The 14,178-nt window shown below is 64.8% G+C and carries 14 protein-coding genes; 10 read left to right on the plus strand and 4 right to left on the minus strand.

All coding sequences use genetic code 11. The annotated features are described in order from the left end of the window. The first annotated feature begins 95 nt into the window (after nucleotides 1-95). From dnaX to recR, 3 genes are all read left to right on the plus strand, one after another. A complete protein-coding gene (gene dnaX, locus AC1RTQ_RS12710; RefSeq protein ID WP_492876212.1) occupies nucleotides 96-2,267 on the plus strand; it encodes a DNA polymerase III subunit gamma/tau in 2,172 nt (723 codons plus the stop codon). Between the two features lie 27 nt (nucleotides 2,268-2,294). Continuing rightward, nucleotides 2,295-2,627: a YbaB/EbfC family nucleoid-associated protein gene (locus AC1RTQ_RS12715; RefSeq protein ID WP_003066189.1), complete on the plus strand. Its 333-nt coding sequence runs from the start codon at nucleotides 2,295-2,297 to the stop codon at nucleotides 2,625-2,627. 129 nt (nucleotides 2,628-2,756) lie between these two features. Continuing rightward, nucleotides 2,757-3,347 carry a recombination mediator RecR gene (gene recR, locus AC1RTQ_RS12720; RefSeq protein ID WP_003066191.1) on the plus strand — a complete coding sequence of 197 codons (591 nt, stop codon included), beginning with the start codon at nucleotides 2,757-2,759 and terminating at the stop codon, nucleotides 3,345-3,347. Between the two features lie 127 nt (nucleotides 3,348-3,474). On the opposite strand, the gene AC1RTQ_RS12725 is transcribed toward recR, so the two are convergent. Both AC1RTQ_RS12725 and gloB read right to left on the minus strand, forming a co-directional pair. Further along, complete coding sequence (locus AC1RTQ_RS12725) at nucleotides 3,475-5,001, minus strand: transglycosylase SLT domain-containing protein (protein ID WP_492876215.1); 1,527 nt, start codon at nucleotides 4,999-5,001, stop codon at nucleotides 3,475-3,477. Then, nucleotides 5,001-5,774, minus strand: a complete 774-nt coding sequence (gene gloB / locus AC1RTQ_RS12730) for a hydroxyacylglutathione hydrolase (RefSeq protein ID WP_492876217.1) — start codon at nucleotides 5,772-5,774, stop codon at nucleotides 5,001-5,003. Before gloB ends, AC1RTQ_RS12725 begins: the two co-directional genes overlap by 1 nt. A gap of 19 nt (nucleotides 5,775-5,793) precedes the next feature. Here gloB and AC1RTQ_RS12735 point away from each other — a divergent pair, with 19 nt between their 5' ends. The 7 genes from AC1RTQ_RS12735 to AC1RTQ_RS12765 all read left to right on the plus strand — a co-directional run bounded on the left by AC1RTQ_RS12735 (nucleotide 5,794) and on the right by AC1RTQ_RS12765 (nucleotide 12,984). Next, nucleotides 5,794-6,627: a class I SAM-dependent methyltransferase gene (locus AC1RTQ_RS12735; RefSeq protein ID WP_492876649.1), complete on the plus strand. Its 834-nt coding sequence runs from the start codon at nucleotides 5,794-5,796 to the stop codon at nucleotides 6,625-6,627. Then, a complete protein-coding gene (gene rnhA, locus AC1RTQ_RS12740; RefSeq protein WP_492876219.1) occupies nucleotides 6,624-7,070 on the plus strand; it encodes a ribonuclease HI in 447 nt (148 codons plus the stop codon). The genes AC1RTQ_RS12735 and rnhA overlap by 4 nt, the downstream gene beginning before the upstream one ends. A gap of 225 nt (nucleotides 7,071-7,295) precedes the next feature. Next, on the plus strand, nucleotides 7,296-8,381 hold the full coding sequence (locus AC1RTQ_RS12745; RefSeq protein WP_492876221.1) for a porin: 1,086 nt from the start codon (nucleotides 7,296-7,298) through the stop codon (nucleotides 8,379-8,381). A gap of 25 nt (nucleotides 8,382-8,406) precedes the next feature. After that, the gene (locus AC1RTQ_RS12750) at nucleotides 8,407-8,853 is read left to right on the plus strand and encodes a (2Fe-2S)-binding protein (RefSeq protein ID WP_492876223.1); all 447 of its coding nucleotides are present in this window, start codon (nucleotides 8,407-8,409) and stop codon (nucleotides 8,851-8,853) included. Continuing rightward, nucleotides 8,831-11,080 carry a xanthine dehydrogenase family protein molybdopterin-binding subunit gene (locus AC1RTQ_RS12755; RefSeq protein ID WP_492876225.1) on the plus strand — a complete coding sequence of 750 codons (2,250 nt, stop codon included), beginning with the start codon at nucleotides 8,831-8,833 and terminating at the stop codon, nucleotides 11,078-11,080. Before AC1RTQ_RS12750 ends, AC1RTQ_RS12755 begins: the two co-directional genes overlap by 23 nt. 50 nt (nucleotides 11,081-11,130) lie before the next feature. Then, entirely contained in the window at nucleotides 11,131-11,952 is an 822-nt protein-coding gene (locus AC1RTQ_RS12760; RefSeq protein ID WP_492876227.1) for a TauD/TfdA dioxygenase family protein, read from the plus strand. A gap of 54 nt (nucleotides 11,953-12,006) precedes the next feature. Next, on the plus strand, nucleotides 12,007-12,984 hold the full coding sequence (locus AC1RTQ_RS12765) for a Bug family tripartite tricarboxylate transporter substrate binding protein (protein WP_492876229.1): 978 nt from the start codon (nucleotides 12,007-12,009) through the stop codon (nucleotides 12,982-12,984). Between the two features lie 45 nt (nucleotides 12,985-13,029). Here AC1RTQ_RS12765 and AC1RTQ_RS12770 read toward each other — a convergent pair whose 3' ends face one another. Continuing rightward, complete coding sequence (locus AC1RTQ_RS12770; protein ID WP_492876231.1) at nucleotides 13,030-13,770, minus strand: TetR/AcrR family transcriptional regulator; 741 nt, start codon at nucleotides 13,768-13,770, stop codon at nucleotides 13,030-13,032. 39 nt (nucleotides 13,771-13,809) lie between these two features. Beyond that, on the minus strand, nucleotides 13,810-14,142 hold the full coding sequence (locus tag AC1RTQ_RS12775; RefSeq protein ID WP_492876233.1) for a thioredoxin family protein: 333 nt from the start codon (nucleotides 14,140-14,142) through the stop codon (nucleotides 13,810-13,812). Nucleotides 14,143-14,178: the final 36 nt, after the last annotated feature.

A 14,178-nucleotide genomic window follows, 5' to 3' on the forward strand; every position in this document is an offset into this window, starting at 1 on the left:
TTATAGATGCAAAACCGACACAGCTCCGCGAGCTGTGAAATGAGATTCCAGGAGCAGGCTTGTTGGCATGTCCCGGCCCCGTAGAATCAGAGGCTATGTCTTATTTAGTGCTTGCTCGCAAATACCGGCCCCGTACCTTCACCGAAATGGTGGGACAGGAGCACGTGGTTCAGGCTCTGACCAATGCGTTGACCCAGCAGCGCCTGCACCACGCCTATCTGTTCACGGGCACACGTGGCGTGGGCAAGACCACGGTGTCGCGCATTCTGGCCAAGTCTCTGAATTGCCAGGGCCTGGACGGTAACGGTGGAATCACCGCAACCCCATGCGGAGTTTGCGCAGCATGCACTGAAATCGATAGCGGGCGTTTCCCCGACTACACCGAGCTGGACGCTGCGTCCAACCGGGGTGTGGATGAGGTGCAGAGCCTGCTGGAGCAGGCGGTGTACAAGCCGGTGCAGGGGCGCTTCAAGGTCTTCATGATCGACGAGGTGCACATGCTGACAAACACCGCGTTCAACGCCATGCTCAAGACGCTGGAGGAGCCTCCGGAGTATTTGAAGTTCGTGCTTGCCACGACCGATCCGCAGAAAGTGCCGGTTACTGTGCTCTCGCGCTGCCTGCAGTTCAATCTGCGTCCGATGGCGCCCGAGACGGTTCTGGAGCACCTGACTCATGTGCTCGACAAGGAAAGCGTGCCGGCAGAGCCTCAGGCGCTACGCCTGCTGTCGCGTGCTGCGCGTGGCTCCATGCGTGATGCGCTGAGCCTGACCGACCAGGCGATTGCCTTTGGTAGCGGCCAGTTGCAGGAGGCGACGGTGCGCCAGATGCTGGGCAGCGTGGATCGTAGCCATGTGTTCCGCCTGATTGATGCCCTGGCCCAGGGTCAGGGGCGCACGGTGGTTGAAGTCTCCGAAGAGCTGCGTCACAACGGTCTGTCTGCGGCATCGACGCTGGAAGAAATGTGCGCCGTGCTGCAGCGCATGGCCGTGCTGCAGGCCGTGCCCGACATGCCGCTGGATGCCAGCGACCCCGAGGCCGCCGAAGTAGACCGGCTGGCCGGCCTGATGCCGCGCGACGAGACCCAGCTGCTCTACAGCATCTGCCTGCATGGGCGCGCCGAGCTGGGCCTGGCCCCCGATGAATATGCGGCGCTGACCATGGCGCTGCTGCGGTTGCTGGCCTTCAAGCCGGAAAATGCCGAAGCTGGCACGGCTGAAAAAAAAACTCCAGCGCTGAGGCCTAGCCGGCCTGTTGTCCAGGCTCCGAATCCGATTCAACCGCCTCCGGCTTCACCGCCCGCAGCGACGCAGGCGCCATCGCTGCGGGCTCAGTCCGTCCCGTCTGTGCCGCAGCCTGTTACGAAAGCCGCACCGGAGTCCGCACCAAAGCAGGAGCCTGCGTCTGAGGTCGGCATGGCCGAGCCAGAACATATGCAAGCGGTTGCCGAACGCTCGGGTTCAGCTGCATATTCACTAGCAGAGCCGGTGGTGCAGGCCGTCCCGGAGTCGACCCGGTCGCCAGCTCCTGCGGTGACGCCTGAGCCTGCTGCGGTTGAGCAAACCATGCCCTCGGCGAATCATGAAGCTGTCGCAGAGGCAGGCCAAATGTCCGCCGATGATGCGTCCGAGAGCGCCGAGGTCGTCGATATGGCTGATGCTCCCGAAGAGCAGGATGCCAGCGAGGCGGCCTGGGCAGGCATGCCCGATGAGGGCTGGTCTGATGATGGGCGCTGGGGTGATGATGCCGACCTGGATGTCGGCCAGCCCCTGCATGCCATGCCGCCCATGGAGTTTGACGAGCCTGCGGCCCAGAGCGCAAGCGGCGGCTATGTCAGCACGGCCCAGGATGCAGCCCCTGTGGAGTGCACCCCCGAGGGCGATCTGTGGTTTGGCGTGGTGCAGCAGTTGCTCCAGAGCGAAGCCGTGGTGGCTGTGGCGCGGCAACTGGCGCTGCAGTCGCAACTGTTGGGTCGTGAAGGTGATCTCTGGAGACTGCGCGTGGAGTCCAACTCGCTCAATCAGGCTGGCACACGTGATCGTCTGCGTGCTGCGCTGGAAGCAGCCGGTCATGCGCGACAATTGCAGGTTGAGCAAGGGCCGGTGACGGACAGTCCTGCCCGCCGGCTGGCCCTGGAAAGACAAGCCAGCCAGTTGCTGGCCGAGGACATTGTCAAAAGCAATCCGCAGGTACAAACCCTGATGCGAGACTTTGGCGCGAAAATCGTGCCCGGTAGTATCAAGCCCATATCTATTCAGCCTGAATAAGGCGTTTCAACAAAAGAAGGAATTCTCATGTTCAACAAAGGACAACTCGCCGGTTTGATGAAGCAAGCTCAGGCCATGCAGGACAACCTGAAGAAGGCTCAGGAAGAGCTGGGCAATATCGAAGTCGAAGGCGAATCCGGTGCTGGTCTGGTCAAGGTCGTGATGACCTGCAAGCATGACGTCAAGCGCATCACCATCGATCCCAGCCTGCTGGCCGAAGACAAGGACATGCTGGAAGACCTGGTGGCAGCTGCCTTCAACGCGGCTGTGCGCAAGGCCGAAGAGACCTCCAACGAGAAGATGGGCAAGATCACTGCCGGTATGCCTGGACTGCCAGGCGGGATGAAATTCCCGTTCTGACGGATTTCCCGTTGAGCGGCTATGCCGCTTCCCCCTGCTTAGGGCATGCAAGTGTTGTGGGCAGGGGAATGAATGGCGATCTGCGTAGTGGCAGATCGCCATTTTTCTGGTGACTGAAAGGACAAACCTGTGTCTGATGTGCAATCTCTGGATGCCTTGATCGAGGCCTTGCGCCGACTGCCGGGCGTGGGCATCAAGTCGGCGCAGCGTATGGCGTTTCATTTGCTGCAGCGTGATCAGGCCGGTGCGCTGCAACTGGCGCGGGCGCTGGATTCTGCGGTGAACTCGGTGCATCACTGCGAACGCTGCCATACGTTTACCGAAGGCGCTATCTGCAGCATCTGTGATGACGCCGGGCGCGACGGGGCTCGGCTGTGCGTGGTCGAGGCACCGGCCGATCTGGCTGCCATGGAGCGCACGGGCGCCTATCAGGGCTACTACTATGTGCTGATGGGGCGGTTGTCGCCGCTCGATGGCGTGGGTCCCAAGGAAATCGGCATGAAGCAGTTGCTCGAGCGTGCCTGTGACGGCGTGGTGCAGGAGGTGATTCTGGCCACCAGCTTCACGGCCGAGGGCGAGGCCACGGCCCATGCCGTCAGCGAGGCGCTCAAGTCGCGCGGCATTCTGGTCACGCGGCTGGCGCGTGGCGTGCCCATAGGCAGCGAACTTGAATATGTGGATCTGGGCACGATTGCCCACGCGCTGGTGGACAGGCGCTGAAAATATGGCTTGAATGGGCTGTCAGCGCCTTTTTATAAAGCGCGTGCTGCTATTGATTTCTTTGAATAAACAGAGAAAAAAGCCCGCTGGTTTTGCGAACAGCGGGCTTTTTTGCGGTCGGCGAGGCTTATTTGCGCTTCTTGGCAGGTGTGCCGCCGCGTGCCTTGGGTTCGCTCTTGCCGCCGCGGGCCGCGGGGGCGCTGCTGGTCTTGGCGCTCTTGCTGGTGGCGGCTGCCACCTTGCTGCCGCCACGAGTGTTGCGCGCTGAGCTGTCATTGCTTTCGGCGCGTACGCTGCGGGCTGCGCGGCTGGGCAGGTAGGCAATCAGCGACTGGCCGGGGCGCAAGGATGCCGTGGACTTGAGGTCGTTCCAGTCCGCGAGGTTGGAGACGCTGATGCCATAGCGGCTGGCCACGCTGACCAGGGTATCGCGCTTGCGCGCCTTGACCGTGGTGCGCACGGTCACGACTTCAGGTGCGAAGGAGATCTGACCGTTGTCGGCCACATGGCCGGGCACATCGGTCTTGACATTGGCATCGCGCGGCACCATCAGGGTCGAGCCGGCCTTGATCAGCATGCGCGGCGGGATGTTGTTGATGGCGCGCAGATCGGCTTCGCCCAGGCCTGCACGCTGGGCGGCTTCGGCCACGGTGATGGTGGTGGGCACGGTCCATACCGTCCAGCTGGCAAACTGGCCTTCGCTATAGGCCTGCAGATTGCGGCGGAAAACCTTGGCATTATCCCAGGGCAGCAGCACCTGTGGTGTGGCGCGCGCAAAGATCACCGGCTTGTGGAAGCTGGGGTTGAGTGCCTTGAAGTCCTTGACGCTGACATCGGCCAGCTTGGCCACCAGCTCCACGTCGATGTCGTGCGGCAGATCCACGGCCTGGAAATAAGGGTGGTTTTCGATGATGGGAAGCTCGGTGTTGAACTTCTCGGGTTCGGCCACGATGTTCTTGACGGCTTGCAGCTTGGGCACGTAGTTGCGGGTTTCGGCCGGCATCTGCAGATCAAGGTAGCCGGCGGGCTGGCCCAGCTTTTCATTGCGCTTGATGGCGCGGCCCACGCTGCCTTCGCCCCAGTTATAGGCGGCCAGTGCCAGATGCCAGTCGCCGAACATGTTGTAGAGCTTTTGCAGATAGTCGAGCGCGGCGCGGGTCGAGGCCAGCACATCGCGGCGATCATCGCGGAAGACATTCTGCTTGAGGTCGAAATAGGTGCCCGTGGCTGGCATGAACTGCCACATGCCGGCGGCCTTGGCGCTGGATACGGCCTGAGGGTTGAAGGCGCTCTCGATGAAGGGCAACAGTGCCAGCTCTGTCGGCATGTTGCGGCGCTCCAGTTCCTCGACGATGTGGAACAGGTATTTGCTCGATCGCTCCGTCATGCGCTGGATGTAGTCGGGGCGCGTGGCATACCACTGCTCTTGGTTCTGGACCAGGTCCTGCTCAAGATTGGGCATGGCAAAGCCCTTGCGGATGCGAACCCAGAGGTCGCCCGTGGCTTCCAGTTCAGCGACTTCGGAGCTGCCGACTTTGCCCTGGCCCAGGGGTTTGAGAGGGCCGTTCGGATACATGGGGTCGACGCTGCTGGTGGTTGCGCAGCCGGTTAATATCAGTGCGCTTGTCAGCAGCAGGGTGGATAGCAGCTTCATCAGAAAACGTTTTTCCATTGGCGCAGGGTAGCCAGCACGCTGGCGGGCTCCTCGGGCCTTGTTTGGGGATCATGGTGCACGGCGGCTGCGATCACATCGGACGCGCGGCTTCGCATGAACGGGTTGATGGCCAGCTCGGTCTGCAATGTGGAGGGCAGCGTGGGCAGCCCGTTCTTGCGCAGTTGCTGGCAATATTCCAGATACTGAGCCAGTTCCGGATTGTTTGGTTCCACGGCCTGCGCAAATCGCAGGTTGGAAATTGTGTACTCATGTGCGCAGCACACCAACGTGTTGGCGGGCAGGGCGGCCAGTGCGTCCAGCGAAGCCTGCATCTGCGCTGCCGTGCCTTCGAAGAGTCGGCCGCAGCCGCCCGAGAACAGCGTGTCGCCGCAGAACAGCAGGGGCTGGCTTTGCGCCCGGGTGCTGAAGAAGGCGATATGACCGCTGGTGTGCCCGGGTACATTGATGACCTGCCATGGGCCGCCGAGCGACTCGACGCAGTCGCCGCCCTGTACGCGCGTGACGGGCTCGGGCAGGGACTCGTAGGCAGGGCCCCAGACGGGAGCGCCGGTGGCCGCGCGAATGGCCTCGACGCCGCCCACATGGTCGGCATGATGGTGGGTGACTAAAATGCCCAGCAGTTTCAGGCCCCGCTGTGCCAATGTGCTCAGCACAGGCTCGGCCTGACCCGGATCGACGACCACGGCATGTTCTGCATCGTGGAGCATCCAGATGTAGTTGTCGGAAAAAGCGGGAATGGGCAACAGGTTCATGAGCTGCAAAATTATAGAGATGCATCACTGGACGGATTCAGCCCTCGGGCACTACCTCTTGGAATGGGAGCAGCAGCGCTTTGACGAGGCGGTGGCCGATATCTTTGGCTACCACGCCTTGCAACTGGGCTTGCCGCAGCTGCAAGGCCTGCGCGGCAATCGCATGCCCCATCGCTGGCTGGCGCTGGAGGGCCTCGATCCCGTTCCTGATGCAAAAGCAGGCACTGTAGCGCAAGCGGCGGTGGATCGAGTGTCGCAGGTGCAGCCTCCTGCCGATGATGCGCATAATTTTGCCCCTTTGATGCCGGCGCTCAGAACCGCCCCGGAAGCCCTGCCTTTTGCCGAGGCCAGCCTCGACCTGCTGCTGATGCCGCATACGCTGGAGGCCTCCAACGATCCGCATGCCGCACTGCGCGAGGCTGCGCGCGTGCTGGTGCCCGAAGGGCGGCTGGTGATCAGCGGGCTGAACCCCTCAAGTCTACTGGGCTTGCAGCGCCGGGTGGAGCGCAGTGCGGGTTATTTGCCAGACCTGAGCCTGGGGGTGGGCTACTGGCGTTTGCGCGATTGGCTGCGATTGCTGAGCTTCGAGATCGAAGCCGTGCAATTTGGCTGTTATCGTCCTGCCACTGAAAGTGAGAAGTGGCTGAGCCGCTGGCAGTTCATGGAGGGCCTTGGCCACCGCTGCTGGCCGGTGATGGGGGGCGTCTATTGCGTGGTGGCCGTCAAACGCGTGCAGGGCATGCGACTGATGAGCCCAAGCTGGCGCAAGAGCAGCGTGCCGACCGGCATGAAGGCGCCCGTGACCCAGAAGCAGCCGCCGGACATGTTCTGGCGTAACAAGGAAGAAAATTGAATCAAGTTGTGATCTACACCGATGGTGCCTGCAAGGGCAATCCCGGCCCGGGCGGCTGGGGAGCATTGCTGCAGGCTGGATCGGCACAGAAGGAACTCTTCGGTGGTGAACTGGGAACCACCAATAACCGCATGGAGCTCAAGGCCGTGATCGAGGCGCTGTCCGCGCTCAAGCGTCCCTGCGATGTGGTGCTGTATCTGGACAGTCAGTACGTGCGCAAAGGCATCACCGAGTGGATCCAGGGCTGGAAGGCCAAGGGCTGGGTCACTGCTTCCAAGGAGCCCGTCAAGAATGTCGAACTCTGGAAGCAGCTGGACGCGCTGGTGCAGGGCAGCGGCCACCGTATCGACTGGCGCTGGGTCAAGGGCCATGCCGGAGACCCCGGCAACGAGCGTGCCGATGCGCTGGCCAACAAGGGCGTGGAGCTGGCGCTGGGACGCTGACCGTCTCTCGGGACAGGCGGCTGGCGCCGTCCCATGGCTCTCCCGTCGCCGCGCACCTACCCCGAACACGGTAGATGAAAACCCCAGCAGCCGGAACGATGGGGCTCGTCTAATATTTCCATAAGTGGAAATTAACTCGCGCCTTGCCAGGCATCTTCCGTGGCGTGGTGTCAAAAATTGCCACTTGTGGATATTTTGACAACCTCACGATGAAAGAGACTTGCGATGAAATACAAAGCAATTGCCGCAGTGGCGATACAGGGCTGCGCGGGAGCGGCGCTGGCCCAGAGTTCGGTGACGCTGTACGGCAGCATGGACCTGACCATGCCCTGGATCAGCGATGTGCGCGGAAGCCGGCTGGCGCGCATGGATTCGGCCATCTCCCAGCCCGATCTCTGGGGCCTGCGCGGCTCCGAGGACCTGGGCGGGGGGCTGAAGGCCTCGTTTCAGCTGGAAAACGGTTTTCTCACCGACATCGGCTCTCCGATCTCGCCGACCAGCTATTTCAACCGCGCCTCCTGGGTGGGCCTGGACAGCGCCACCATGGGATCGCTGCGGCTGGGGCGGCAGGTCGATTTCACGGCGGGCACGCTGAGCCAGTGGGGCAACGGCTACCAGCTCTACAACTTCTATCTCTACCACCCCGGCAACCTGGACGGGCTGTCCAGCCAGTTTCCCGTGGACAACTCGGTGGTCTATATGACGCCGCGCATGGGGGGCATGCAGTTCGGCGCGCAATACGGCTTCGGCGAGGTCCCCGGCCATTCGCAGGCCAATCGCACCTACAGCCTCATGGGCAGCTATTCGAGTGCCAGGCTCAATCTGGCCGTGGCCTATACCGATGCACGCGGACGCGCCTTCGATATCGCGGGGCGCACGGGCCTCGCGAATGCGCTGGGCGAGGACCTGGTGGCGGGCCGGCCCCTGGTGCTCGATACCTTCCAGGTGCTGGGCATAGGCGGTGGCTACCAGCTCGATGGGCTGCCGGTCCGCCTCAACGCCTTGCTGACGCGCTCCACGCTCAAGTACGGCAGCGCCTCCAGCCACATGAGCGCCCTCGACCTGGGCATGGCCTGGCAGACCAGCCAGGCCGTGACCATCAACACGGGCTACTCCTTCAGCCGCTTCGAGCAAACGAAGTGGAATCAGGTGCACCTGGGCGCGCGCTACGCCTTCTCCAGGCGCACGCAGCTGCATGCTTCTGTGACTTACCAGCGTGCCTCGGATGGCGTGGCGGCGATGAACTCCGTCGGCGTTGCCAGTGGGCGCACGCAGACCGTGATTGCGGCAGGCATACACCACTCGTTTTGATGCATGCGGTCCCGGAGATCCCACGATGAAATTCACTCTCAATTCCCAAAGCGCGGCCTTTGACGGCGACGGGCAGACGCCGTTGCTGTGGGTGCTGCGCGATCACTTCAAGCTGCCGGGCACCAAGTTCGGCTGCGGCATCAGCATGTGCGGCGCCTGCACGGTGCATATTGATGGTCAGCCCGTGCGCTCCTGCGTGCTGCCCGTCTCCACGGTGGCGGGCAAGTCGGTCACGACGATCGAAGGCCTGTCCAAGGGCCGCTCCCACCCGATACAGCAGGCCTGGATGGACAAGGACGTGCCGCAGTGCGGCTACTGCCAGTCCGGCATGGTCATGGCCGCCGCCGCACTGCTCAATGCCCATCCGCAGCCCACCGATGCGCAGATCGACGAGGCCATGACCAATCTGTGCCGCTGCGCCACCTACCACCGCATCCGGGAGGCCATCCATGCCGCAGCATCCAAGCAATGAACGGGGCCATATGGCGGGGGCCGCTGTCTCCCTGCGCCGCAGGCAACTGCTCCAGGGCGCGGCCGCACTGCTGGTGGCACCGGCGGCCGGCAGCCTGCTGATCCCGCTGGCGCAGGCCGCACCGTCGGCAGTCGGTGCTGCGGCAGGCACGACGCAATCCATCGGCGACTGGGTGTGGATCGAGCCTTCGGGCCAGGTGGTGATCGGCGTCTCGCAGTGCGAAGTGGGGCAGGGCATCTACACGGGCCTGCCCCAGGTGCTGGCCGACGAGCTCGATGCCGACTGGGCCAGCGTGACCGTGCGCTTTGTCACGGGGCGCGATGCCTATCGCAACGACGCGGGCGAAATGCCGTTCCAGCAGTTCGTGGGTGCGTCCATGTCCATGAACTATTTCTACGAGCGCATGCGACTGGCCGGCGCCCAGGCGCGCGATGTGCTGCTGCGCGCCGGGGCGGGGCGGCTGGGCGTGCGTGCCTCCCAATGCACGGCGCGCGCCGGCCGCGTGCTGCACCCTGCGACCGGCCGCAGCGTGGGCTACGGCGAGATCGTGGCCGACGCTGCCAGGCTTCCCCTGGCCGCCAGGCCGCGCATGAAGTCGGCTTCCGAGCAGGGCCTGATAGGCGGCAACCTGCGCCGCGTGGACACGCCGTCCAAGATCGACGGCAGCGCAGTCTTCGGCATCGATGTCGAGGTGCCGGGCATGCTGATCGGTGCCGTGCGCATGGCGCCCAGCGTGACGGGGCGCATCGTGCGCATCAGCAACGAGGAGGCGGTGCGTGCGCGTCCCGGCGTGCACGCCATCGTGCGGACCACGCAATGGCCCGATGCCGAGCCCGGCACTGTGGTCGTGGTGGCCAACTCGTACTGGATCGCCAAGCAGGCCGCCGATGCACTGGACATCGAATTCGATGCCGGCGCGGCAGCCGGCGTGGACAGCGAGCGCATCCATGCGCAGTTCGTCGCTGGCCTGTCGGACGACAAGGCCGTCGTGGCCCGCAGCCTGGGCCGAGCGCGCGAACTGCTGGCGGCGGGCAAGCCGATCACGGCCGACTACCACTCGCCCTACATCACGCACGCCACTATGGAGCCGCTGGCCGCCACGGTCCATGTGCGCGACGGCGAGGTGGAGACATGGGGCCCCTACCAGGGCCAGGATTTCCTGCGCGGCGAACTCGGCAAGGCCTGCGGCGTGCCTGCGGACAAGGTGATCGTGCACACCACCTTCCTTGGCGGCAGCTTCGGGCGCAAGTACATGCCCGACTTCGCCCTGCACGCGGCTGCGGCTTCCAGGGTCGTGGGGCGGCCCGTCAAGGTCATCCGCTCGCGCGAGGACGACATACGGCATTCGTACTACCGGCCCGGTGCCTCGGGGCGCCTGAGCGCCGTGCTGGGTGCCGACGGCCTGCCGGCCGCGCTGCATGCGCGCATCTCGGGTCAGTCGCTCTATGGCGCCATCAATCCCAAGAAGATGGCCGATGCGGGGGGCTGGGACGAGACCATGGTGGAGGCCATCTACGACCTGATCTATAGCGTGCCCAACCTGCTCGTGGATGCCGTGGATGTGCAGCAGCCCATACCGCTGAGCTATCTGCGCAGCGTGGGCACCACCTCCAGCGTCTTCTTCCTGGAGAGCTTCATCAGCGAACTGGCCCACACGGCCGGGGTGGATGACTACCAGTACCGGCGCCGCCTGCTGGCAGGGCAGCCGCTGGCGTTGAGCGTGCTCGATGCGGCGGCCAGGGCGGCCCGCTGGGACCAGCCCGCGCAGCCCGGCATCTTCCGCGCCATGACCTTCAACGTCTATACGGGGCGTGGCGAGAGCTTCCAGACCTTCGTGGCGCTGGTGATGGAGTTGCGCATCGTCGAAGGCCGCGTGCGGCTGGAGCGTGCCATCTGCGCCATCGATGCGGGCCGCGTGGTCAATCCGGGCCTGGTCAAGGCGAATGTGGAAGGCGGCATCGGCTTCGCACTGACCAACACCTTCAAGAGCCGGCTGGGCTTCGACAGGGGCGCGGTGCAGCAAAGCAATTTCCACGATTACCCGCTGCTGCAGCTGTCCGAGATGCCGCGCGTGGAGGTGGTCCTGGTCGAGAGCGACCGGCCGCCCCAGGGCTGCGGCGAGGTCGCCCTGGGCCCGACCGCACCCGCCGTGGCCACGGCCATGTTCCATGCCACGGGCCGCCGGTTCCGCTCCATGCCGCTGCCGCAGGACATCACGGCCGCCTAGCCATCCGGCGAACCCGCCAGCACAACGCTTTTTTTGAGGAAAGGAACTTCATGCAAGTCGAACACATCACCCCGTCCATAGGATCGGAGATCCACGGAATCGATCTCTCGGACCCGGCGCAGGTGCAGGACCACGCGGACGCGCTGCGCAAGCTGCTGGCCGAACGCCAGGTCATCTTTTTCCGTGACCAGACGCTGGACCCTGCGCAGCAGGTGCGCGTGGCCCGGGTGTTCGGCAAGGTCGAGCCCGTGTCCTCGACCTTCCCCTCGCATCCCGACGATCCCCATGTCGAACTGCTGATCAGCCAGGGCACGCGCACGGGCACCGACATCTGGCATGCCGACCTGACCTGGCAGGCGAGGCCTCCCGCAGGCGCCTGTCTCTACGCCGTGGATGTGCCGCCCACGGGAGGCGACACCATGTGGGCCAGCATGACGGCGGCCTTCGCCTCGCTGGCCCCCGAGCTGCAGGCCTATCTGCGCAAGCTGCGCGCCACCCACAACTGGGAGGCACCGGCCCTGCGGCAAAGCCTGGCACGTCGCGATCCCTCGGGCGAGGCCTACCGCGCCACCCGGCTCAAGTACCCGCCGCTGGAGCAGCCCGTGGTCTTCGAGCACCCGGTGACGGGCCTGCCTGTGGCCTTCGTGAATGCGCTCTACACCACGCACATCGAGGGCGTCACCAGCGACGAGAGCGCGGCCCTGATCTCCATGCTCAGCGGTCTGGCCAAGGTGCCCGAGTGGCAGGTGCGCTTTCGCTGGCGCAAGGGATCGGTGGCCATCTGGGACAACCTGGCCACCCAGCACTACGCGGTCAATGACTACCACCCTGCGGCGCGGCGCATGCACCGCGTGGCAATACGCCAGGACTGAACCCCGCTCCTGTACCTGCTGAAAATGAGAAACCCCACGATGAAAGTCCACACCATGAAAGCGAGACGCGCAACGCTGGCCCTTGGCCTGGCCATGGCCACGGCACTGCTGGCCGGACCTGCCTGGGCCCAGGCCTATCCCCACAAGCCGGTCACCATCGTCGTCGCCTATCCGGCGGGCGGCGATACCGATGCGCTGGCGCGGCTGCTGGGCGAGAAGCTGTCCGCGCGCATCGGGCAGTCCGTGCTCGTGGACAACCGCGCCGGTGCCAGCGGCACCATCGGCAGCAGCTTCGTGTCCCGCGCACGGGCCGATGGCTATACGCTGCTGCTGGCGCCCAACACCTTCTCCATGGCCCAGCTCGTGCTCAAGCTGGGTCCGGGCCATGGCTATGACGTGCTCAACGGCTTCACGCCCGTGATCGAGGTGGGGTCCACCTCGCTGTTCCTGGTCGCCGGGCCGGGCGCCGGCGTGCGCACACTCAAGGATGCCGTCAAGGCCAGCCAGAGCCAGGCCCTGGGCTACGCCACGCCGGGCAATGGTTCGCCCATGCACTTCCTGGGCGAAATGGTCCGGCGCGCCACTGGTGCCCGCTTCGAATCCATACCCTACAAGGGCGTGGCGCCGGCCGTCACCGATGTCGTGGGCGGCCATGTGCCCCTGACCTATAGCACGCTGGGCTCCATCAGTCCCTATCTGCCCGGCGGCAAGCTGGTGGCCCTGGCAGTGGCCGACCACCAGCGCTCACCGCTGGCGCCCGAGGTTCCGACGCTGGCCGAGCTGGGCTACAAGGATGTGGAGCTGACGGCCTGGTATGGCCTGTTCGGCCCCAGGAACATGCCGGCCGATGTGGTCAAGCTGCTGAACACGCAGCTCAACGAGATCCTCAGGATGCCCGACGTGGTGGCTCGCATGGCCACGCTGGGAACCCTGCCCGTGGGTGGCCCGCCGCAGCGCCTGGGCAAGACCAATGCCAGCGACTTCGAGCGCTTCGGTCGGCTGGTCAAGGAGCTCGGGATACAGCCCGAATAGCCGCGGCGACTGGATGAAAGGAGAAGCAGCGTGCGACGGCGCAAGTCATTCCGGGTGGTGGCCCGGGTGTGGCGGGTGGTCTTGCGCCGGCGTGTCCTGCCGGATGCGTTCTGCCAGCAAATGGGACATGAAGCGCAGGTAGTGCTCGATCTGGCGGTCTGTCTCGGGCCCTTCGCCGAACAGTTCGGCCAGCAGCGGCCGCGCCGTGGGAAGAAAGGCCGAGATGCTGAGAATGGCCAGGTGGATGAAGCGCGGGTCCACCCGGCCGTCCTGGCCGGCAGGGGCGGCCTGCGCTCCGTCCATCAGCATGGTCGAGGTCAGCTCCAGCCCGCGCCGCGTGATGCGCTGCAGCGGCGTGCCCGACGGCGGCGGCTCGCCCAGGCTTTCGTAGTGGTAGATCTCCGACAGCGCCAGCCGCTCGAACTGCGGGTGCTCGCGCATGAAGTCCAGGCGCAACTGCAGGCGCTGGTAGACGCGCTCCTCCACCGTGCCCTGCATCTTGAGCGCCACCTCCATGCGGTTTTGCAGCTCGCGCATCAGCGATTCCGTGACCTCCCGCAGCAGGCCCTTCAGGTCGGCGAAGTAGTAGCGCACCAGGGCCCGCGTGACACCGGCTGCGGCGGCGATCTCCAGGATGCTCAGCTGCTCCGGCGTACGGGCCTTGAGCAGCTTCACCGTGGTCTGCAGGATGATGTCCCGCCCCACGGCATCGTCGGCCAGCGGGCGGCCGCTGGCGCGGCGTGGTTTCTTGGGTGCGGTTTCGGTGGAAGTCTTCTTAGACGGCATGCGGACCATTGTCGGCGAATGCCGTCGGCATGCGATGGATCAGGGTTGTGCGGCGATGCGGGCCAGTGCGTCCTCGATCTCGCGGGCCTGCTGGGGCCGCACCAGCCTCTCCACTTCCTGCCCGTCACGCAGAAAAATCAGCGTGGGCCAGAGCTTGATGCGATAGCTGCGTCCCAGCGGCCGGCCGGGACCGTCTTCCACCTTGATGTGCGCCACTTCTGGCTGGGCAGCCAGCGCAGCCTGCAACAGCGGCTGGGCGCGCTGGCAGTGGCCGCACCAGGGGGTGCCGAATTCCAGCAAATTCGCGCCCTTGAGCGCGTCGATGGCCTGCCTTGTGGGTTCTGTGGCCCAGTGGGTGGCTTGGTATGGCATGAAATTTTTCCCAGAATGGATCGAGGGTCTAAGCAC

This window comes from Comamonas sp. GW821-FHT11H03 (assembly GCF_058807955.1).

Bases quoted from the DNA above. Each gene is read 5' to 3' on its own strand.
- dnaX (WP_492876212.1), top strand. From the start codon at position 96: ATGTCTTATTTAGTGCTTGCTCGCAAATACCGGCCCCGTACCTTCACC.
- AC1RTQ_RS12715 (WP_003066189.1), top strand. From the start codon at position 2,295: ATGTTCAACAAAGGACAACTCGCCGGTTTGATGAAGCAAGCTCAGGCC.
- AC1RTQ_RS12725 (WP_492876215.1), bottom strand. From the start codon at position 5,001: ATGAAGCTGCTATCCACCCTGCTGCTGACAAGCGCACTGATATTAACC.
- gloB (WP_492876217.1), bottom strand. From the start codon at position 5,774: ATGAACCTGTTGCCCATTCCCGCTTTTTCCGACAACTACATCTGGATG.
- AC1RTQ_RS12735 (WP_492876649.1), top strand. From the start codon at position 5,794: ATGCATCACTGGACGGATTCAGCCCTCGGGCACTACCTCTTGGAATGG.
- AC1RTQ_RS12745 (WP_492876221.1), top strand. From the start codon at position 7,296: ATGAAATACAAAGCAATTGCCGCAGTGGCGATACAGGGCTGCGCGGGA.
- AC1RTQ_RS12750 (WP_492876223.1), top strand. From the start codon at position 8,407: ATGAAATTCACTCTCAATTCCCAAAGCGCGGCCTTTGACGGCGACGGG.
- AC1RTQ_RS12755 (WP_492876225.1), top strand. From the start codon at position 8,831: ATGCCGCAGCATCCAAGCAATGAACGGGGCCATATGGCGGGGGCCGCT.
- AC1RTQ_RS12760 (WP_492876227.1), top strand. From the start codon at position 11,131: ATGCAAGTCGAACACATCACCCCGTCCATAGGATCGGAGATCCACGGA.
- AC1RTQ_RS12765 (WP_492876229.1), top strand. From the start codon at position 12,007: ATGAAAGCGAGACGCGCAACGCTGGCCCTTGGCCTGGCCATGGCCACG.
- AC1RTQ_RS12770 (WP_492876231.1), bottom strand. From the start codon at position 13,770: ATGCCGTCTAAGAAGACTTCCACCGAAACCGCACCCAAGAAACCACGC.
- AC1RTQ_RS12775 (WP_492876233.1), bottom strand. From the start codon at position 14,142: ATGCCATACCAAGCCACCCACTGGGCCACAGAACCCACAAGGCAGGCC.